Genomic DNA, 21,621 nt, shown 5'->3' on the forward strand with positions numbered 1-21,621 from the left:
CCATCAAAAATATGCAAATATGCATATAGTATTTTTTATTTATCAATGTCAGAATATTGAAAAATAAAAAATATAAAGGTAAAATAAAGTCGTTATCCGTCTTCTTTTGTCAGTCAGAGAGAATAGAAGAATAGGAGAGGAAAAAATGAAAAAATCTTTAAAACAAAAAATAGTAAGCTCTTTACTTGCTGTATCACTCGCTGTTAGCTTGGCTCCAATTGGACAAGTCAAAGCTGATTCCACGTCAGAAATCACACAGACTTCACCTATCACAAAACAAGTTGATGCAAGTCGCGCCATCGAACACATCCGTTTCTTATCCGAAACAATTGGTCCTCGCCCTGGTGGAACAAAATCAGAAGAATGGGGTTCTCGCTACGTTGGTATGCAACTTAAATCAATGGGTTATGAAGTAGAATATCAGCCATTTCAAGTGCCGGATCAATACGTTGGCTTTATTGAATCCCCATTATCCACAAAGCGTAATTGGCAAGCTGGCGCTGCTCCTAACGCACTAATTTCTACAGAAACTGTTACAGCTCCTCTTATCTTTGTTCAAGGTGGGACAAAATTAGAGGATATTCCAAATGAAGTAAATGGAAAGATTGTTCTATTTGAAAGAGGAACAACAGTTGCAGACTACAATAAACAAGTTGAAAACGCTGTTAGTAAAGGAGCAAAAGGTGTTCTTTTATACAGTTTAATTGGCGGTCGTGGAAACTACGGACAAACTTTCAATCCTCGCCTAACGAAAAAGCAGTCTGTCCCTGTCTTCGGTCTTGCTTATGCGCAAGGAAATGCATTTAAAGAAGAAATCGCTAAAAAAGGGTCAACAATTCTTTCCCTAAAAGCGAGACATGAATCTAATTTAAAATCCTTAAACGTCATCGCTAAAAAGAAACCCAAAAACAGTACAGGTAATGAAAAAGCTGTCGTTGTAAGTTCGCACTATGATAGTGTCATTGGAGCACCTGGAGCAAACGATAATGCTTCTGGTACAGGATTAGTATTAGAGTTAGCTCGTGCTTTTCAAAATGTAGAAACTGATAAAGAAATTCGTTTTATTGCTTTTGGTTCTGAAGAGACTGGCTTACTCGGCTCCGATTATTACGTTAATAGTCTATCCCAAAAAGAACGTGATCGAATTTTAGGTGTCTTTAACGCAGACATGGTTGCAACAAATTACGATAAGGCAAAAAATTTATATGCTATGACGCCTAACGGTTCTCCAAACCTTGTAACAGACGCAGCCTTGCAAGCAGGTAAACAGTTAAATAATGATCTCGTACAACAAGGGAAATTTGGCTCTAGTGATCATGTACCGTTTGCTGAAGTCGGTATTCCTTCTGCACTATTTATTTGGATGGGCGTCGATAGTTGGAATCCATTAATCTATCATATTGAAAAGGTATATCACACACCCCAAGATAACGTATTAGAAAATATTTCGCTAGAACGTATGAAAATGGCATTAGAGGTCATTGGTACAGGCGTCTATAATAGCCTTCAATCTACCGTGAAAACAGAACAAAAAGCCGCTTAATACTATTTCAAGCCACCGATTAATCGGTGGCTATTTATTGAAAAAGAAAAAAAACAAATATGCATAAAAGCATATTTATTACATGGTATTATCGTGTATAATTAAAATCGTAATATATAAATAAAAACACATTTATTGTATAGCATTGACCTTACATTACATGCGATACCACGCTCTAAGCTTATGGTCCAATGGATAATAGGCTTTTTAAAGACGGTTTTGTTATTACTTTAGGGCCGCTGATTGAGTCCATCTTGAAATTGCTCTCTTTTTTCTATAAAAAAAACCCTTCAGGCTGCATTCTTCCCTTCACTTTATCGTGAAGTGTTTTTGAATACTTACCCAAAGGGAGCAATATCAATAGTAATTTTTTAATTTGTCAGCTACTCAGATTACAGTGTAATCAATAATCTAAAGCTTTTTTATTATTTTATTCGCTGACGAGCGAGTAGGATTCCACCTAAAAGGAACAATACCATACCTCCAAGAATTGAACTCATTTCTGCTGATGTTCCTCCTGTGTTGGGAAGTAATGTTGGCTTATCATTTTCTGTAGTAGGTGGAACTTTTGAATCGCTATTTTCGTCTGCATTTGTGTTTGGATCTTTTGGATTTGTGTTTGGATCTTTTGGATTTGTGCTTGGATCTTTCGGATCTGTGCTTGGATCTTTCGGATCTGTGCTTGGATCTTTCGGATCTGTGCTTGGATCTTTTGGATCTACATTTGGTTCGTCCTTGATTTTTGTATTTGTGATGTCATAACCATGTACGTCAGATTGGTATCCGGCTACTGGTTGTTCTTTCACTTCATACTTGTACGCTACTCCATTTGCATCGTATGCTGCTAAATCTTTGAATTCGTATTTCCAGCCTGTTGCTTCGCTTACTTCTTGCGTCGCAATCACTGTACCATTTTGTAGAAGGTCTACTTTAATCATTTTCGGACGATCTTTCGCGTTATCGTCTTTCCATGTTTTCGTTCCTTCTACTTTTGTTTCACCTACTTTTGTATTTGTGATGTCATAACCATGTACGTCAGATTGGTATCCAGCTACTGGTTGTTCTTTCACTTCATACTTGTACGCTACTCCGTTTGCATCGTATGCTGCTAAATCTTTGAATTCGTATTTCCAGCCTGTTGCTTCGCTTACTTCTTGCGTCGCAATCACTGTACCATTTTGTAGAAGGTCTACTTTAATCATTTTCGGACGATCTTTCGCGTTATCGTCTTTCCATGTTTTCGTTCCTTCTACTTTTGTTTCACCTACTTTTGTATTTGTGATGTCATAACCATGTACGTCAGATTGGTATCCAGCTACTGGTTGTTCTTTCACTTCATACTTGTACGCTACTCCGTTTGCATCGTATGCTGCTAAATCTTTGAATTCGTATTTCCAGCCTGTTGCTTCGCTTACTTCTTGCGTCGCAATCACTGTACCATTTTGTAGAAGGTCTACTTTAATCATTTTCGGACGATCTTTCGCGTTATCGTCTTTCCATGTTTTCGTTCCTTCTACTTTTGTTTCACCTACTTTTGTATTTGTGATGTCATAACCATGTACGTCAGATTGGTATCCAGCTACTGGTTGTTCCTTCACTTCATACTTGTACGCTACTCCGTTTGCATCGTATGCTTGCAGTTTTTCAAACGTGTACTTCCATTCACTTGCTACTGTTACTTCTTTTGTATCTACTACTTTACCGTTTTGTAGTAAGTTTATTTTGATTGTGCTTGGACGATCTGTTGCGTTGTTATCGTTCCACGTCTTTGTTCCTTCTACTTTCGTTTCGCCCACTTTTGTATTCGTGATGTCATAACCGTGTACGTCAGATTGATATCCGGCTACTGGCTGTTCCTTCACTTCATACTTGTACGCTACTCCATTTGCGTCATATGCTTCTACATCTGCAAATGCATATTTCCAGTTTGTTTCCGCTGTTACTTCTTTTGTATCTACTACTTTACCGTTTTGTAGTAAGTCTACTTTGATTGTGCTTGGACGATCTGTTGCGTTGTTATCGTTCCATGTTTTTGTTCCTTCTACTGTCAATTTCGCTACTTTTGTATTTGTGATGTCAGTACCACTTACTTGGGATTCATATCCGGCTACTGGCTGTTCTTTCACTTCATACTTGTACGCTACTCCGTTTGCATCGTATGCCTGTAGTTTTTCAAACGTGTACTTCCAATTTGTTGCCGCTGTTACTTCCTTTGTATCTACTACTTTACCGTTTTGTAAAAGATCCACCTTGATCATTTCCGGACGATCTTTCGCGTTATCGTCTTTCCATGTTTTCGTTCCTTCTACTTTTGTTTCGCCTACTTTTGTATTTGTGATGTCAGTACCACTTACTTTGGATTCATATCCGGCTACCGGTTGTTCTTTCACTTCATACTTGTACGCTACTCCATTTGCATCATACGCTGCTAAATCTTTGAATTCATATTTCCAATCTGTTACTTTGCTTACTTCTTGCGTCGCAATCACTGTACCATTTTGTAAGAGGTCTACTTGAATCATTTCTGGACGATCTGTTGCGTTATCGTCGTTCCATGTCTTCGTTCCTTCTACTTTTGTTTGACCTACTTTTGTATTTGTGATATCAGTACCACTTACTTTGGATTCATATCCTGGTACTGGCTGTTCTTTCACTGTATACTCGTAAGCCTTTCCTTCCGCATCATATGCTTCTAGATCTGAGAATATATATTTCCAACCCAATACTGCTAGTACGTCGTGTGTTTGAATCACATTCCCGTTTTGTAGTAAGTCTACTTTGATCATTGTCGGACGGTCTGTTGCATTTCCGTCGTTCCATGTCTTCGTTCCTTCTACTTTTGTTTTGCCTACTTTTGTATTTGTGATATCAGTACCACTTATTTTGGATTCATATCCTGGTACTGCTTGTTCTTTCACTTCATACTTGTACGCTGCTCCGTTTGCATCGTATGCCTGAAGTTTTTCAAATGTGTACTTCCAATTTGTTTCCGCTGTTACTTCTTTTGTATCTACTACTTTACCGTTTTGTAAAAGATCTACTTTGATCATTTCCGGACGATCTTTCGTGTTATCGTCTTTCCATGTTTTCGTTCCTTCTACTTTTGTTTCGCCTACTTTTGTATTTGTGATGTCATAACCTTTTAATTCAGACTTGTATCCGGCTACCTGCTGTTCTTTCACTTCATACTTGTACGCTACTCCGTTTGCATCGTATGCTTGCAGTTTTTCAAACGTATACTTCCAGTTTGTTTCCGCTGTTACTTCTTTTGTGTCTACTACTTTACCGTTTTGTAGTAAGTCTACCTTAATCGAGCTTGGACGATCTGTTGCATTGTTATCGTTCCATGTTTTCGTTCCTTCTACTTTTGTTTCGCCTACTTTTGTATTTGTGATGTCATAACCGTGTACGTCAGATTGGTATCCGGCTACTGGCCGTTCTTTCACTTCATACTTGTATGCTTTTCCATTTGCATCGAATGCTACTAAATCTTTAAATTCATACTTCCAACCTGTTTCTTTGCTTACTTCTTGTGTCGCAATCACTGTATCATTTTGTAGTAAGTCTACTTTGATGGCTTTATGCTCTTCCTCTGTGCCACCTTTCCACGTCTTCGTTCCTGCAACTGATGTCTTGCCTACTTTTGTATTCGTGATGTCATAACCATTGACTTTGGATTCGTATCCGGCTACTGCTTGTTCTTTCACTTCATACTTATATGCTTTTCCGTCTGCATCGTTTATCGCCAAATCTTTAAATTCATATTTCCAGCCTGTTGCTTCGCTTACTTCTTGCGTCGCAATCACTGTACCGCTTTGTAGTAAGTCTACTTTAATCATCGTTGGACGACCTTCCGCATTTCCGTCCTTCCATGTTTTCGTTCCTTCTACTTTGGTTTTTTGTACCACTTTTGTATTTGTAATATCATAACCGTTTATTTCTGTTGTGTATCCATCTATCGGTTGTTCTTTTACTTCATACTTGTACGCTACTCCATTTGCATCATACGTTGCTAGGTTGTCAAATTTGTATTTCCAACCATCTGCCGCTGTTACTTCTTTCGTGTTTACTACTTCCTCATTTTGTAGTAAGTCTACTTTGATTGAACTTGGACGATCTTTCTCGTTATCGCCTTTCCACGTCTTCGTCCCTGCAATAGATGTAGTTTTCAACTTATTCGGAATTGGCAACTTAACTCCATTTACAGCATCTGATTTAACTTCAAAAATTACTTTTGCTTGAGGATCGAAATCAACATAGTCTGGAGCTGAAACTTCTTTCACATAATATTTACCTGGTTGTAAATTAGGGATTTCAATTATCCCTTTTTCATCTGTTTTATATACATCTCCAACTTGTTCATCAGACTCTTTATACAACTTAAACGAAACATTTGGGATTACTTTTTCTTCATCCCCTTCAATATGCTTCACAATTTTTAGTGTTCCTTTTGGAGTCACATTACCTTCAGCACCACCGCCAGCTATCATATTTTCGACTGGATGAGTACCCGATTCGGTAACTGGTTCCTTGTTTAGAACTTGGTAATCAATCGTATAATCATTCTTAAAAAACTCTTGCTTCTTCCCAGCTTCCGTTATAGTAGATGTATAACCAATCGAAAAGGAGGCAAGACGCGCTTTACCCTTATTAAGCACAACTTTAAATGATTTGTCTCCAGTAAAGGTAATCGTTCCGTAACCTTGCTTTTCAAGCTCTTGTAGCGTTAAAGATCGACGACCTATATAATCATCTACAATTATATAGAAACTATCCTTATTAAGTGTTTGACCTTCCTGTAAATTATCAGTCACAACAATATCACGACTTAACTCTTCTTTAGCCAAGTTTATATTCAAGAACCAACGTACTTCATCGCTCTTACCTGAGTTCATATCACCAGTTTTATAAAAAAATGGTGGCTTTCCAGGATCTGTACCCCCACCACTGCTTGGGCCGGTAATTGTTACAGATTGCTTATCTACATTTGTACCGAAATTGGTTTCAATCTCTTTCTTTTCATCCGTTCCTACATTAGCAGCTTCCACAAAAAAGTTTAAATACCCTTTAATATTTTGATGTGTACTCACTTTATCATTAAATGTACATACCACAGTACCTGCAGTGACTTTACAAGTACCATAATCATCTAATAGAAACTCTGTATTTAATCCTTTTAATTCTGGAGGCAGTGTTAATGTTAGTGTGTCTCCAGGCTTCATCTTAAGACTATCTTTTTCACTGAAGTTTATAGTTACTTTAGTCCGTTGTCCGATAGAAAGATCTGTTTTATCAATTTTAAAACTATCCACAAGTCCTAATGTATTTAATTCTTGTGCGTTTGCTACTATAGGTAAAAGACTCTGACCTATAGTAAACATGAAAATCATTATAATCGAAAAAATTGAAGTTATCCTTTTTAAATACATGCTTTCTGTTATCCTCCCTATAAAATATTTCTAGATTCTAGAACAAATATACTATGACAAAGATTCCACTATATCAATGTCATTAAGCCACTCTACTAAAATATGTTTGATAGCTATTATCATCACCAACGCAAACGCTTGCTCTATAAATACAAAAATTTATTGCCGACAAGTATGGAAGAGCTATTTCACAGTAAATATGCATTTGGACAACTTCCTTACTTATCCTCCTAAAGAATACCAAGAAGTACAATCTATAATCGAATTTAGCATATCCGCCGAAGAAGGTTACGACTGTGAAACATGCTAGGATACTCGTATTCTAAAAGATGTCATTGAAGGTGCGTTTTCTGTCATTATGAGTTGAGGTGAAATTGGGCATATGTTAAAACGTTTTGTGTTTAGTTACACAACCAACCTACACACCGAAACAAATAGAACAAGAAGCATTATATAATTAAAAACGTTCTGGATGAAGTATTGGTTGCCTATGCAAGATGAAAGTCATATTCTCCAAATTTGAATACAGTGGAACGAATTTGGGGGTAACTAAAAAAGGGTATGATTGTCAACTGATTTCATATAAATCGTATAGAAATACGAAATTCAGCCTTTTCATTTTTGGAGTATATAAATGAGTGTCGAGAAAAAACACTTTGCCTAATGGGTTCCATGGCTATGTCGAAGAATTAAAATGAGCTTATATGTGATGATACTATCAAAACCGAGAGATTTATATCCTTTCATTATTTTTTATCAAATCATGAAAACTTTAATTGTACTATATGTACTATTTTAAACATACCACCCCTAGTTTCTTGACTAAGTTGGAAGTTTTCAAGATTGATTACTAATTGTTTAGATACTTGGTTAGATGCATTGTTATTTTAGTATTTGGCATAGCTGTAACAATATCTTTCAAAACAATCACACCATTTCCTAGTAACATTCCAACAACTAATAATACATATATGGATTTTGATAATCTTACCCCCAACAGTCTATTATTCTAGAATCGTTCCTAAAAATCAATAGTTAATTGGTATTTTTCTATTTTCACTTCATCACTATCACATATATTTAGATTAGAAAATTGGGCACAGAAAAAGAGATAGCTTTGCCATCTCTTTTTCTGTTTCAACTTCCCCTTATCAAGCCATACAGCTTTTCATTGGTCTTCTTTCTTTGACATCTAATCAGTCTATACATTGAATAGATGTTTTTATGTCAACTCGTATATCACTTCTAAACAAAAATAAGCATCTTTTCTTTTGTCTATTACATTTTTTCTGGTGCAGATACTCCTACGATTGCTAGTGCGTTTTGAAGTGTATTTCGTACTGCTTTCATTAATTCGTAACGAGCTTTACTTAACTCTAAGTTATCTTGGTTTAATACTTTCTCTGCATTGTAGAAGCTGTGTAGTGCTGCAGCTAATTCAAATGCATAGTTTGTAATGCGGTGTGGCAGACGTTTTTGCGCTGCATCCGCAACTACAGCTGGGAATTCACCAAGTTTTTTCAGTAATTCTACTTCTTTCTCAGAAGTAACAAGTTTATAGTTCACGTCTCCGCCTGTAGCTAATCCTAACTCTTCACCTTGACGAAGGATACTGCATACACGAGCATGTGCATATTGCGCATAGTATACTGGATTTTCATTAGATTTTGATACAGCTAAGTCCATATCGAAGTCTAAATGAGAATCACCGCTACGCATTGCAAAGAAGTAACGCATTGCGTCCACGCCTACTTCTTCCATAAGCTCACGAAGTGTAACTGCTTTACCCGTACGCTTACTCATCTTCATTTTTTCACCGTTTTGGTATAGTTGTACCATTTGGATGATTTCTACTTCTAATGTGTCTTTATCGTAACCAAGTGCTTGAATCGCAGCTTTCATACGAGGAATGTAACCGTGGTGGTCAGCACCCCAAATGTTGATTAATTTATCGAAACCACGCTCTAATTTGTCGCGATGGTAAGCGATATCTGGCGTTAAGTATGTGTAAGAACCGTCGTTTTTAATTAATACACGGTTTTTGTCGTCACCGTAAGTCATTGAACGGAACCAAGTTGCGCCGCCTTCTTCAAAGATTTCGTCACGCTCTTTTAATACAGCAAGAGCCTGATCAATCTTTCCGTTTTTGTATAATGATGTTTCTGAGAACCATACATCGAATTTAACACGGAAGCTCTCTAAGTCTTTTTGAAGTTTTGCTAACTCATATTTCAAACCGTATGAACGATAGAACTCATAGCTTTCTTCTGCATCAGCTTTCGCATAACGATCGCCAAACTCTTCAGCTAAACGTTTACCGATACCGATAATATCTGCACCGTGGTAACCGTCTTCTGGCATTTCTTTATCTAAACCTAACGCTTGCATGTAACGAGCTTCAACAGAAAGAGCTAAATTATGAATTTGGTTACCCGCGTCATTAATGTAGTACTCACGAGATACATCGTATCCTGCTTTTGCTAATACGTTACATAAAGTGTCACCTACCGCAGCACCGCGTGCATGTCCTAAGTGAAGGTCACCTGTTGGATTTGCAGATACGAACTCAATTTGTACTTTTTCACCTTTACCAGTGTTCGTTTCACCGTAAGCTTCACCAGCATTAACGATTGTTGGGATTAAGTCTGTTAAGTAACTATTATCCATATAGAAGTTAATAAAACCAGGACCAGCGATTTCAATTTTTTCAATAGAAGCTTTTGCTTTATCGAAGTTTGCAACTAATTCTTCTGCAATCATACGAGGTGCTTTTTTCGCAACACGTGCAAGTTGCATTGCCATATTTGTAGAGAAATCACCATTTGTTTTATCTTTTGGAGATTCTAATACAACGTTTGGAATTTGTTCTTCTGTTGCTAATTCTGCCTTTAATACAGCAGCTTGAATTTCTTCTTTAATCAATCCTTTTACCTGTTCTAAAGAATTCATTATTTTGCCTCCTTCAAGTTAATTGTAATTGTATATCTGCCAGCTTCTTGTTCACTTAGAAGCAATGCGTACGTTAAGAAGAGTTGTCCTTTTTTCTTTTCATCCGACCATTTAAAAAGAACGTTATCAGTTTTCGTTTGCAGTGCAAACGTACCAAGTTCACTCGTGTACGTACCAGTTGTCCATTCACCTTTCACATGCGTCTGACGCATAGAAATAGCACCTGAACGCATAATGAGAACTTGTTCATCTTGAATTTTTATAATTGTCTTCACTTCGCCTTGTTCGTTCGGCTCTTGGAATGTTACGTATGTACCTTGACCTTTTACATAGTATTGACCATTTGCTTCAAAAGCAACGGTTTCCTTCCTCGCCCCTTCACGGATTTCTGTTACGAAATGAACGTGTACCGGCAAGCCTGCAAGTTGTTTCTTCACGTCTTGCACACCTTTCAAATGTTATAGATATTAAATACTACTTATAATAAATCACTTTTCCTATCATATCAAAAAAAGATGCTGTCTGTCTGCTGAAAAATCAGGAAAACTCCTTTTCAAAAAATAATTCACCCTCACTTTATTTCATATGATAAAATATTTTTTAAATCTAAATATTCTTTTAATTAAAGGGGGGAATGTTGTGATACCAACAAAATTAAAAAAAGGGGATGAAATAAGAGTTATTTCACCATCTTGTAGTTTAAGTATTGTCTCAAATGAAAACAGAAACCTTGCTATAAAAAGATTAACCGACATGGGCTTTCAAGTTACATTCTCAAAATATGCTGATGAGATAGATCGATTCGCTTCCTCTTCTATTTCTTCACGTGTTCAAGACCTCCACGAAGCATTTAGAGACCCTAATGTAAAAGCAATTTTGACGACACTTGGCGGATATAACTCTAACGGCTTATTGAAACATCTCGATTACGATTTAATTCGCGAAAATCCAAAGTTTTTCTGCGGCTATTCTGACATTACTGCTTTACATAACGCACTTTATACAAAAACAGGTCTTGTTACATATTCAGGTCCTCACTTCTCTTCATTTGGAATGGAGAAAGGTCTCGCGTATACAACCGATTACTTTTTTAAATGCTTAACTTCTAATGATTCTATTGAAATCCTACCATCCGAAACGTGGAGTGATGATTCTTGGTATATAGATCAGGAAAATCGAGAATTTATTAAAAATGAAGGATATATTTCGATTCAAGAAGGAGAAGCTACAGGGGATATTATTGGCGGAAATATGAGCACTTTACATTTACTACAAGGTACTCCGTATATGCCAAGCTTACGAGATAAAATTTTATTTCTTGAAGAAGATAGTTTAACGGGAAAAGCTACACTTAAAACTTTCGATCGATACTTACATTCTCTTATGCAGCAAACTGATTTTGAATACGTAAAAGGTATCGTTATAGGGAGAATGCAAAAAGGAGCAGAATGTATGATAGAGGACATTCAAGAAATGATTACTTCAAAGCCTGAACTTGTACATATCCCTATTATTGCGAATGCAAGTTTCGGACATACAACTCCGATCTTTACTTTCCCAATTGGCGGACGTGCAAAAATCATTTCTAATAAAGAAAGTTCAGCTATCACCATTTTAACGCACTAAAAAAGGAGCGAACGATTCGCTCCTTTTATGGTTTTTCTATTTTTTGCAACGCTTTTTGTGGGATTGATTCTTTCGGGATTTCAGCCCATCCTTTTCCCTGCATACCTTTTGCATAAATTTTTATAAAAGCACCCGTATGCAATTCACGGTTCACCATTCTTTTAATAACTTGTAAATTTCCATCTTCTGTATATCCTTTAAATGTATACAAATATTCATCGTCTTTTTTCTCGCTTTTATCTATAACAGCATAATAATCTTGTATTTCTTTATTTGAAAAGAAGTTGTCTACAAAAGCATGCACACCTTCTGTTTTCGTGTTTAAATAATATGCTGTTCCTCCTAAAATAATGGCGAACACAGCTAAAACTTTAATTACCAATTTCATAAATGCGCCTCCTGTTTGCACTACTTTCTCACTAACCGTATGTCTATACCTGTATTATACGAAAAAAAGCATACTATACTCTATCGAAATGCCTTACACTTTCCTTACATTATTGTAAGGGTTTTTCACCTTACAGCAATTTCCCAATAAAAAATTTTTCCGTTTCACAAACTTTTATATTATTATTGAATGATACAAATTTTTATTACAAAAATCAAAGGAGACAGTTTTCAAATGGCTATCTTGCAAGGTTTAGCACTATTACTTGTTGTACTTTGTCTATTTACACTTTTCAGTTACCGTGCGCCTTACGGAATGAAGGCGATGGGTGCTTTAGCTAATGCAGCAATCGCAAGTTTTCTTATTGAAGCATTTCACCGTTATATAGGTGGAGAAATGTTTCATAATGACTTTTTACAATCAGTAGGAGAAGCTTCTGGTAGTATGAGCGGTGTTGCAGCAGCAATTTTAGTAGCATTAGCAATCGGCGTTTCACCCGTATACGCTGTTTTAATCGGTATCGCTACTAGTGGATTCGGTATTTTACCAGGATTTTTTGCTGGATACGTTTGTGCCTTCGTCGTGAAATTTCTCGAAAAGAAATTACCAGCTGGTGTAGAGTTTTTAGCAATCCTATTTATTGCTGCACCAATCTCACGTGGAATGGCCATGCTTATGGATCCACTCGTTAACGCAACACTTGGTAAAATCGGTTCTATGATTTCAGTTGCAACTACAGAAAGCCCTATCATTATGGGTATTATGCTTGGTGGATTAATAACAGTTATTTCTACCTCTCCATTAAGTTCTATGGCATTAACTGCAATGCTTGGATTAACAGGTTTACCAATGGCAATTGGCAGTCTTGCCGTTGCGGCCTCAGCCCCGATGAACTTTATTTTCTTTAAACGACTAAAAATTTGTTCAAAGAAAGATACAATTGCTGTAGCAATCGAGCCTTTAACACAAGCCGATGTTGTCTCAGCAAATCCAATTCCTATCTATATGACAAACTTCGTTGGCGGCGCGCTTGCCGGTATTATTACATCGCTATTCCAGCTCGTTAATAATGCGCCAGGAACAGCATCACCAATTCCAGGGCTTCTCGTCTTGTTTGGATTTAATGACGTTATAAAAGTAACGATCGCTGCTGTACTATGTGGAATCGTTACCACTATTGTCGGATACATCGGATCTATTGTGTTCCGCAAATATCCGATCCGCTCTGCTGATGAAATTCGCGGCATTGCTTCAGAAGAAAAGGTTGCATAAGAAAAAGAGTTATTCTCACCTTTTGAGAATAACTCTTTTTTTCATGTCTTGCTATGGTAAATGGGATTATATCGACGATTTTTTTAATATATCGACTTACCGACACATAACGGATAAAATAAAAGCCCCTATTCATAGGGGACTCTTACTTTATCCAGCTACAGCGGCTAGAATGATCGGTGGCTTCGCTTCTTCCTTCGAGGCAAAAAGCGCCTCTACGTCTGAAGCTCCATCCTCCTCACATTCTGAGCGAGCCGCTTCCGCTTTTATTTCTATCCAGTTACGCCTCCTAGCCCCTTGCGTCTAAGAACCTTCCCTGCCAAAAGATAAAAAGCACCTTTTGCAGGAAAGAACCTTAGTCACCGGGTCTAAACAGTCGGCTTCACTTTTACTTTACCCAACCGAGCAGCATTTCCCGCACGAATTTGCTTGCTGCGACTGGTGTTTGATCACTATGGTCGTAGACAGGAGCTACTTCTACTAAGTCTGCTCCAACTACATTTATATTTGAATTTGCAATTGCCATGATGGAATCTAATAGTTCTTTAGATGTGATACCTCCAGCCTCTAACGTTCCTGTTCCAGGAGCATGAGCTGGGTCTAATACATCAATGTCGATTGTGACATAGACTGGACGTCCTGCAAGTTTCGGTAATACTTCTTTTAACGGCTCTAATACGTCAAATTTGTATAAGTTCATACCTACTTCTTTCGCCCATTCAAATTCTTCCTTCATTCCAGAACGAATTCCGAAAGAATATACGTTTTCCGGACCAATTAAATCACACACTTTACGAATTGGTGTAGAGTGGGATAAAGGCTCCCCTTCATACGATTCACGTAAATCAGTATGAGCATCCATGTGGATGATTGCTAAATCCGGATATTTTTTTGCCATTGCCTTAAAAATTGGCCAAGACACTAAGTGCTCACCGCCGAGACCTAGTGGAAACTTACCGGCATCTAAAAGTTTTGATACATACTCTTCAATCATGTCTAAGCTGCGTTGTGCATTTCCGAATGGTAATGGGATATCACCCGCATCAAAATATTTTACCTCTTCTAGTTCACGATCTAAATACGGACTATATTCTTCAAGACCGATTGATACTTCACGAATACGTGCAGGGCCAAAGCGAGATCCTGGACGGAAACTTACTGTCCAATCCATAGGCATCCCATAAATAACCGCCTTTGACTCTTCAAAACTTGGATGACTTTTAATAAATACTTTACCTGAATAAGCTTCATCAAAACGCATATTCTTTTCCTCCTTATGTGGAACTTAAGGTATCCCAACCTTTCATTATTTCTCAAATTTGGAGCGTACTGCTCCTCTTTCTCGATTTACCTGGGCCTTCTTGTTATCACAAGAAGACTACTTCATTTGTAGCAGTGTAAGTAACTAGCATGTTCAAGCCTTCTAGACAAACACCTTAAATGAGTTACTTACACTTTATTTATTTCAATTTAACGCTCTTACTTAATTAAATCGCCAACAAATTTCGGTAATGCGAATGCTGCATTGTGTAATTCTTTTGTGTAGTATTTCGTTTCGATTTCGTGGAAACGCTCTTCACTTACTTCTAGTGGATCATGTTTTTTAGATCCGATTGTGAATGTCCAAAGTCCACTTGGATACGTTGGAATGTTTGCTGTGTATAAACGAGTAATTGGGAAGATCTCTTTTACGTCTTTGAACACAGTTGTAATTAGTTCTGGTGTGAACCAAGGGTTGTCCGTTTGTGCAACGAAAATACCATCTTCTTTTAACGCTTTAGAGATTCCAGCGTAGAAACCTTTCGTAAATAAGTTTACTGCTGGTCCTACCGGCTCAGTAGAATCTACCATAATTACGTCATATTCATTTTCGCTTTCTGCGATGTGTAGGAAACCGTCTCCTACTTTCACCTCTACACGCTCATCATCTAATGCGCCTGCAATTGATGGTAAGTACTGTTTAGAGTACTCAATTACTTTTCCATCAATTTCAACAAGAGTTGCTTTTTTTACGCTTGGGTGTTTTAACACTTCACGAATAACACCGCCATCACCACCACCGACAACTAATACGTTTTCAGGGTTTGGATGTGTAAATAAAGGTACGTGCGCTACCATTTCATGATAAACGAACTCATCTTTTTCTGTTGTCATGACCATGCCATCTAAAATAAGCATGTTTCCGAACTCTTCCGTTTCAACCATATCAAGTTTTTGGAATTCTGTTTGCTCCGTATGTAATGTGCGGTTAATACGTGCCGTAATCCCAAAATGTTTTGTTTGTTTTTCAGTGAACCATAGTTCCATCGTACAATCACGCCTTTCAATGCAAATTTATAATAGGGACATCATTAATGTCCCCTAACAAAAATAAAACAAAACATCCAAAATGTATAGTTAAAAGTACAAAAATACCGAAAATATATTTTAGTCAGAGGGTTCTAACATATATGTGGAAAGGGTTTGTCTTGTAATAGGAAAGAAAACCCTTTCTTAAGAAAGGGCTTTTGTCTCTATTTCTACCGGTTTACGAATCGGAATTAAGATCATAACGCAACCAACTAATACAACAACTCCACCGACTAAAAATGGACTTTGTGGTGAAACAGTGTGTCCGATAACTCCTGATAAAATGGGAGCAATCGCTCCTCCTAACCAACGAACGAAGTTATAAACACCTGAAGTAACAGATCTTTCATAAGGTGAAATATCCATTACATAGCTTGTATATAATGCATTATTTAAACCAGATGCTAATCCTGATAGGACAATTAATACGATTTGTAACCACATAATTTTCACAAAGAATAATGCAATTAAGAAAATCGCAAATACGAGTAAACTACCTTTTAACAATGTTTTCGGTTCATATTTTCCTTCTAGCCTATGTGCTAAAATTGCGGAACCGTAAGCTAACGCTAATCCCCATCCACAAAATACAAAACCTAATTGAATAGCTGATAAATGCATAATAAGTGGTGAATATGCTAGCACGACGAAAAATCCGTAGTAGTATAACATCCCTGAAATCGCACCTTGCATAAACGGTTTATATTTCACCAAGTTAAGTAATTCACCTACGCCCGCTGCTTTACGCTTCACTTTTCGCTCCGGTTCTTTTACAAAAAAGAATACTAAAATAAATGCTAAGAAAATTAAAATACTCGTTGCGAAAAATGGGTAACGCCAAGAATGTCCACCTAATATACCACCTAACAATGGGCCACCTGCCATTCCTAAACCGATAGCTGCTTCATATAATCCTACTGCTTCATGAACCTCCTTACTTAATGCTATTAAAAGTGTCATTGCTGTAGCAAAAAACATCGCATTTCCTAATCCCCATCCAGCACGGAAAAGAGATAATTGAGCAATCGTTTGCGATATACCGCATATAAACGCAAATACAGTTACAATTGCAAGACCGATTGTCATCATGCGCTTATCACCAAATCTTGATGCGAATATACCAGCTGGTAACATCATAATTGCCATCGTTAAAATATATGCGGTAAATAACATTTCAACTTGCCAATGTGTTGCACCAATTTTCTCAGCAATAATTGGCAAGATTGGATCGACTACCCCTATACCAGAAAAGGCAAGGAAAGTAGCCACCACTGTAATCAATCTCCCTAGTTTTTGTTTGCTCTCCATTTCAATCATTCTCCTTTTATGCTCTCTAAAAATGTCACTGCACGATGTAAACTATCTTCAAGTTCTGCCTTTACACGCTGCATTTGCTCCATTTTTTCATCCAACGTTTGCACTTGTTTCTCAAGCATATCTTTAATTTCTTGAATCACTTCGCGATCGCGAGGATTCTCGCTATTTCTTCTTTGTTCCATTCTTTCTTTTAACGATAAGAAATGTTGCATTTCTTGAAGCGTGATTCCTAATACTTCTTTCGCTTCCACGATCCTTTTAATTCTTGCAATATCCTCATCCGTATAAAGCCGAATGTTCCCCTCACTACGCTCCGGGGGATGAATTAAACCAATTTCCTCATAATAACGAAGTGTACGCTTTGTTAAACCAACTTGCTTTGTTACTTCATCAATTTTATACATGTTTATTCCTCCCTTCACTCAATTATTACATTTTACGTTAACGTTAACTTTTGTGCAACTGTTAGACTTTTGTAAATTTTTTTCATATAAATTGTATTTTTCTCATAGCGGTTTCATAATGAAGGAAAAGAGATGATAAGGAGATTTTCACATGAATAAACCACTTATTTTCGCTCACCGCGGGGTAAAAGGAACACATCCAGAAAATACGATGATCGCCTTCCAAGAAGCTGAACGCATTGGCGCTCATGGGATTGAACTTGATGTTCATCTATCAAAAGATGGCGAACTTGTCGTAATCCACGATGAAACAGTTGATCGCACAACAAATGGCGCAGGGATTGTTTCTGAAAAAACGGTAGAGGAACTACAATCATTGGACGCTGGTAGCCATAAAGATCCTTCTTTCCATGAAGCAAAAATCCCAACGTTACGCGAAGTTTTCATCTGGCTTTCCACAACGAACTTACAACTAAATATCGAATTAAAAACAGATGTGATTCACTACCCAAATATTGAAGAGAAAGTTGTTGCACTTGTTCGTGAATATCATCTTTCTAATCAAATTGTATTCTCATCATTTAACCATGACTCTGTTTCATTATTAGCAGAAATAGCTCCTGAAATCCCAAGGGCAATTTTATATGATACGCCACTTGCTGATCCTATTGCTGAAGCAAAAATTAGAGAAGCAACTGGTTTACATCCAAACTTTCAGCTACTAACTAAAGAATTCGTACAGTTAGCACAAAAACAAGGGTACGTTTTCCGCCCTTATACAATTAACGAATACAAAGATTTACAAACGATAATTGATTATGGTGTAGATGTCATCATCACCGATTGGCCAGCACGTGCCTTTGAGCTCCTTTCTTAATTGAAGGGGCTTTTTTGTTTTCAAAATTTCATTGTTTAAAATAAATGAAAATCCTCAATACTAATACAATAATGTTTGTATTAATGAGGGGCTGAAAAAGATGAATCAAACTATGAATCCAAAACTTAAAAAATATAAACGTCTTTTCTTCACCGTAATGTTTTCTTGTGTTCTTTTTTTCGTTTTTTCCTTTTTTGTTATTATTATAGTTGCGAAAATTATGGGACCACCTCCTGTCGCAGTCCCGCAAACAAGCGTCTTTTACGCGAATGATGATACAGTTATTGGACAAAGTAACGAAATACAAAAGCGTTACAATGTCTCTCTTAATGAAATTTCCCCCTATGTAAAAGAAGCGACACTTTCTATTGAAGACCAAAGATTTTATAAGCATCATGGCTTCGATATGAAACGTATTGCAGGTGCAATTGTTGCTGATTTAAAAGCGATGGCAAAAGTGCAAGGTGCTAGTACAATTACACAACAATACGCACGTAATCTATATTTAGATCATGATAAAACGTGGAAACGGAAACTATTAGAGGCAATGTATACTGTCCGCCTTGAAGTGAATTATAATAAAAATCATATTTTAGAAGGTTATTTAAATACAATTTATTACGGACATGGTGCTTATGGCATCGAAGCTGCGTCTCGTCTATATTTCGATAAAACAGCAAAAGAATTAACATTAGCAGAAGCCAGTATGCTTGCAGGAATCCCGAAAGGACCTAGTGTCTACTCTCCCTTTTTAAAAGAAGAACGTGCTAAAGGACGTCAATCTCTCATATTAGATGAAATGGTAGAACAAGGTTATATTACGAAGCAGCAAGCAGCTTCTGCAAAAAAGGAACCGCTAACTTTTGCCTCGCTTGATACGAAAAAAGTAGCAGAGGTTGCGCCTTATTTCCAAGATGCTGTACAAGCTTCTCTTCTTCGGGATATCGGACTGGATGAGCAAGCCTTACAACGAGGTGGCTTACGTATTTATACAACGTTAGATCCTAAGTTACAATCTGTAGCAGAACAAGCTGTCAAAGATCATATACCTGAAACAGCAAACATACAAACTGCCCTCGTCTCTATGAATCCAAAAACAGGTGAAGTGGCTGCTCTTGTTGGAGGAACTGATTATAATACGAGTCAATTTAACAGGGCTACACAAGCCGTCCGTCAGCCTGGATCTACATTTAAACCCTTTCTATATTACGCAGCTTTGGAACGAGGATTCACCCCTGCTACGCGCTTAAAAAGCGAATACACTGTATTCACTTTAGGTGACGGTGTTTCAAAGTATAAACCGAAAAACTATAAAGATTATTACGCAGATGATTTCGTAACGATGGCACAAGCTCTCGCAGTCTCTGATAACATATACGCTGTGAAAACAAATTTATTTTTAGGTGATGACACGCTCGCAAAAACAGCGAAGCAATTCGGAATTAAGAGTGCATTAAAAGATGTGCCTTCCCTAGCTCTCGGTACGTCTCCTGTAAAACCAATTGAAATGGTGAATGCTTATAGTATGTTCGCAAACGGTGGAAAAGAAGTAAAACCTATCTTTATTCGCCGTATTATGGATCATGAAGGGAACATGTTATACGATGCTCATTTGGAGAGCAAACAAGTTCTCGATAAGAGCAAAGCGTTTGTGATGGAAGAAATGATGACTGGTATGTTTAATAAAAAACTAAGCAGTTATGCCGCTGTAACTGGTCAATCTATGTTATCAAAACTATCAAGAACATATGCCGGAAAGTCTGGTTCTACTGAAACCGATAGTTGGATGATTGGATTCACTCCGCAAATTGTAACTGGTGTATGGGTTGGATACGATCAACCTAAATCTATTTCAAACGTAGCAGAACAAGGATATGCGAAAAAAATATGGACCGATACGATGGAGAAAGGCTTAGATGGACAGCCTAAAAAGGATTTTAAACAACCAAGTGATGTCGTAGCCGTTAATATTAACCCAGAAAACGGCAAGATCGCTACAAAGAACTGTCCAATTTCAGTTAAAATGTATTTCGCCAAAGGCACCGAGCCTACTGAATATTGTATGGATCATGTCGATGATAAAGAGGAATTTGAAAAAACAAGTGAAGAAAAGAAAAAACAAGTTGGTGGAAAAAATATCTTCCTTGGTAAAAAAAATAGCTGACGGACATCCGTCAGCTATTTTTTTATTCACTTAATAATGCATGACGCAATTCTTCACTAGACTCGTTCCAAATCGCTTCATTATGTTCTTTCAAGAACGTACCAAGTACTTTTTTAGAAGATTCATCCATATGTTCAACCATAATGTGACGCTTCAATGATTTATCCATTTTGTTTACATGCTCTGGAAGTGATTTATATCCGCGGCGAATTTCACGGTCTACTGTCATTTCACAAGCTGTTACCCCTGCGTAATAAGCACCGTTCGGTGTTCTTTCAATTGTTACCCAAACAAGCCAAAATGGTTTTCCGTTTGGAACGTCATCTTTATTTGTTAAAAACTTAATTCCTTTTTCTACCGTACTACGCGCATGCATCGCACCGATATCAACGAATGCAGTTTTCTCTAGTACATCAACAAATACAGGTGAAATGTTTTCTAAGCTTAATGCCCCAACACCAAATCCACCATGTCCATCTGTTGAATCATTTTTCACGATATTAAAACCGATTTTCTTCTTTTTCTCTGTCATATGTAACTTCCTCCTCACTTAAAAATTATAAAAGCCCAAAAATAGGCGCAATGATACTTTGTAAAAATACGAATACATACGGAATGACAACATTGAAAATAGGTTGAATTGTGTAATTGCTAAGCGGTGTAATAACAAGAATTAATAACGCAATTGCTCCATATTTTTCATACTGTGTCATTTTCGCACGAATATTTGCTGGTGCTAAATCTTCCACAACGCGATATCCATCAAGTGGCGGAATCGGTAATAAGTTAAATACAAGTAAAACGATATTAAGCATAATAAAAATTTGGAAGAATCGACCTAATGTATCTGCTACTGCAAATGGAATTGAGTCTAGTACGCCAAATGTTAATAAGCTATACCAAATAATTAAACCAATCGCACTTAAAATTAAGTTACTAATCGGTCCTGCAATAGAAACTAATATCCCTGCAAGACGTGGTCTTTTAAAGTTATACGGGTTAACAGGCACCGGTCTTGCCCAACCGAATCCAAGAATTAATACTGCAATCATCCCGATAGGATCTAAATGGGCCATCGGTGATAACGTTAAACGTCCTTGTTTTTTCGCTGTATCGTCCCCAAATTTATATGCCACATATGCATGTGCAAATTCATGAACGGATAGTGCAATAATAATCGCCATTGCTACTAACGGAATTTCGTGCAATGGATATCTAAATAACTGATCCATACTTCATCTCCTCTTCAATATGTCAAAAAAGAAATTATTTTTTTCCGATTGTTCTTCCCCATAATCCGCTA

Annotated in this window: 14 protein-coding genes and 1 pseudogene; 5 read left to right on the plus strand and 10 right to left on the minus strand. The window is 37.1% G+C overall.

Annotated elements, in window-relative coordinates:
* Positions 1-145: 145 nt before the first annotated feature.
* Positions 146-1,543 (plus strand): M28 family metallopeptidase, encoded by a 1,398-nt coding sequence (locus tag BTOYO_RS12880; protein WP_000749151.1) that lies wholly within the window; start codon positions 146-148, stop codon positions 1,541-1,543.
* A gap of 425 nt (positions 1,544-1,968) precedes the next feature.
* Here the strand turns inward: BTOYO_RS12880 and BTOYO_RS25610 are convergent, their stop codons facing one another.
* The 3 genes from BTOYO_RS25610 to BTOYO_RS12895 form a co-directional block, all read right to left on the minus strand.
* Entirely contained in the window at positions 1,969-6,924 is a 4,956-nt protein-coding gene (locus BTOYO_RS25610) for a Cna B-type domain-containing protein (protein ID WP_420796426.1), read from the minus strand.
* 1,326 nt (positions 6,925-8,250) lie between these two features.
* On the minus strand, positions 8,251-9,921 hold the full coding sequence (gene argS / locus BTOYO_RS12890; protein ID WP_001086438.1) for an arginine--tRNA ligase: 1,671 nt from the start codon (positions 9,919-9,921) through the stop codon (positions 8,251-8,253).
* Complete coding sequence (locus BTOYO_RS12895; protein ID WP_000744343.1) at positions 9,921-10,358, minus strand: YwiB family protein; 438 nt, start codon at positions 10,356-10,358, stop codon at positions 9,921-9,923. Before BTOYO_RS12895 ends, argS begins: the two co-directional genes overlap by 1 nt.
* A gap of 148 nt (positions 10,359-10,506) precedes the next feature.
* On the opposite strand from BTOYO_RS12895, the gene BTOYO_RS12900 reads away from it, so the two are divergent.
* Entirely contained in the window at positions 10,507-11,547 is a 1,041-nt protein-coding gene (locus BTOYO_RS12900; protein ID WP_002040072.1) for a S66 family peptidase, read from the plus strand.
* Between the two features lie 25 nt (positions 11,548-11,572).
* Here BTOYO_RS12900 and BTOYO_RS12905 read toward each other — a convergent pair whose 3' ends face one another.
* Positions 11,573-11,935: a YxeA family protein gene (locus tag BTOYO_RS12905; protein WP_000779927.1), complete on the minus strand. Its 363-nt coding sequence runs from the start codon at positions 11,933-11,935 to the stop codon at positions 11,573-11,575.
* A 234-nt stretch (positions 11,936-12,169) separates the two neighbouring features.
* On the opposite strand from BTOYO_RS12905, the gene BTOYO_RS12910 reads away from it, so the two are divergent.
* On the plus strand, positions 12,170-13,207 hold the full coding sequence (locus BTOYO_RS12910; RefSeq protein ID WP_000996326.1) for a PTS sugar transporter subunit IIC: 1,038 nt from the start codon (positions 12,170-12,172) through the stop codon (positions 13,205-13,207).
* Between the two features lie 388 nt (positions 13,208-13,595).
* Here BTOYO_RS12910 and speB read toward each other — a convergent pair whose 3' ends face one another.
* The 4 genes from speB to BTOYO_RS12930 form a co-directional block, all read right to left on the minus strand.
* Positions 13,596-14,468, minus strand: coding sequence for an agmatinase (gene speB / locus BTOYO_RS12915; RefSeq protein WP_001209829.1), 873 nt, complete (start codon positions 14,466-14,468; stop codon positions 13,596-13,598).
* Between the two features lie 218 nt (positions 14,469-14,686).
* The gene (gene speE / locus BTOYO_RS12920; RefSeq protein WP_000424693.1) at positions 14,687-15,514 is read right to left on the minus strand and encodes a polyamine aminopropyltransferase; all 828 of its coding nucleotides are present in this window, start codon (positions 15,512-15,514) and stop codon (positions 14,687-14,689) included.
* A gap of 186 nt (positions 15,515-15,700) precedes the next feature.
* Positions 15,701-16,864 carry an MFS transporter gene (locus BTOYO_RS12925; RefSeq protein ID WP_000444237.1) on the minus strand — a complete coding sequence of 388 codons (1,164 nt, stop codon included), beginning with the start codon at positions 16,862-16,864 and terminating at the stop codon, positions 15,701-15,703.
* Positions 16,865-16,869: 5 nt separating this feature from the next.
* On the minus strand, positions 16,870-17,277 hold the full coding sequence (locus BTOYO_RS12930; RefSeq protein WP_000276559.1) for a MerR family transcriptional regulator: 408 nt from the start codon (positions 17,275-17,277) through the stop codon (positions 16,870-16,872).
* Positions 17,278-17,428: 151 nt separating this feature from the next.
* Here BTOYO_RS12930 and BTOYO_RS12935 point away from each other — a divergent pair, with 151 nt between their 5' ends.
* Positions 17,429-18,154, plus strand: a complete 726-nt coding sequence (locus tag BTOYO_RS12935) for a glycerophosphodiester phosphodiesterase (RefSeq protein ID WP_001039753.1) — start codon at positions 17,429-17,431, stop codon at positions 18,152-18,154.
* A 100-nt stretch (positions 18,155-18,254) separates the two neighbouring features.
* A pseudogene (locus BTOYO_RS12940) lies at positions 18,255-20,305 on the plus strand (transglycosylase domain-containing protein).
* Between the two features lie 35 nt (positions 20,306-20,340).
* On the opposite strand, the gene BTOYO_RS12945 reads toward BTOYO_RS12940, so the two are convergent.
* Together BTOYO_RS12945 and BTOYO_RS12950 are read right to left on the minus strand one after the other, a co-directional pair.
* Complete coding sequence (locus BTOYO_RS12945) at positions 20,341-20,850, minus strand: YwhD family protein (RefSeq protein WP_000136676.1); 510 nt, start codon at positions 20,848-20,850, stop codon at positions 20,341-20,343.
* A 25-nt stretch (positions 20,851-20,875) separates the two neighbouring features.
* Positions 20,876-21,550, minus strand: coding sequence for a site-2 protease family protein (locus BTOYO_RS12950; protein ID WP_000372440.1), 675 nt, complete (start codon positions 21,548-21,550; stop codon positions 20,876-20,878).
* Positions 21,551-21,621: the final 71 nt, after the last annotated feature.

This window comes from Bacillus toyonensis BCT-7112 (assembly GCF_000496285.1).
GTDB classification, from domain to species: Bacteria; Bacillota; Bacilli; order Bacillales; family Bacillaceae_G; genus Bacillus_A; species Bacillus_A toyonensis.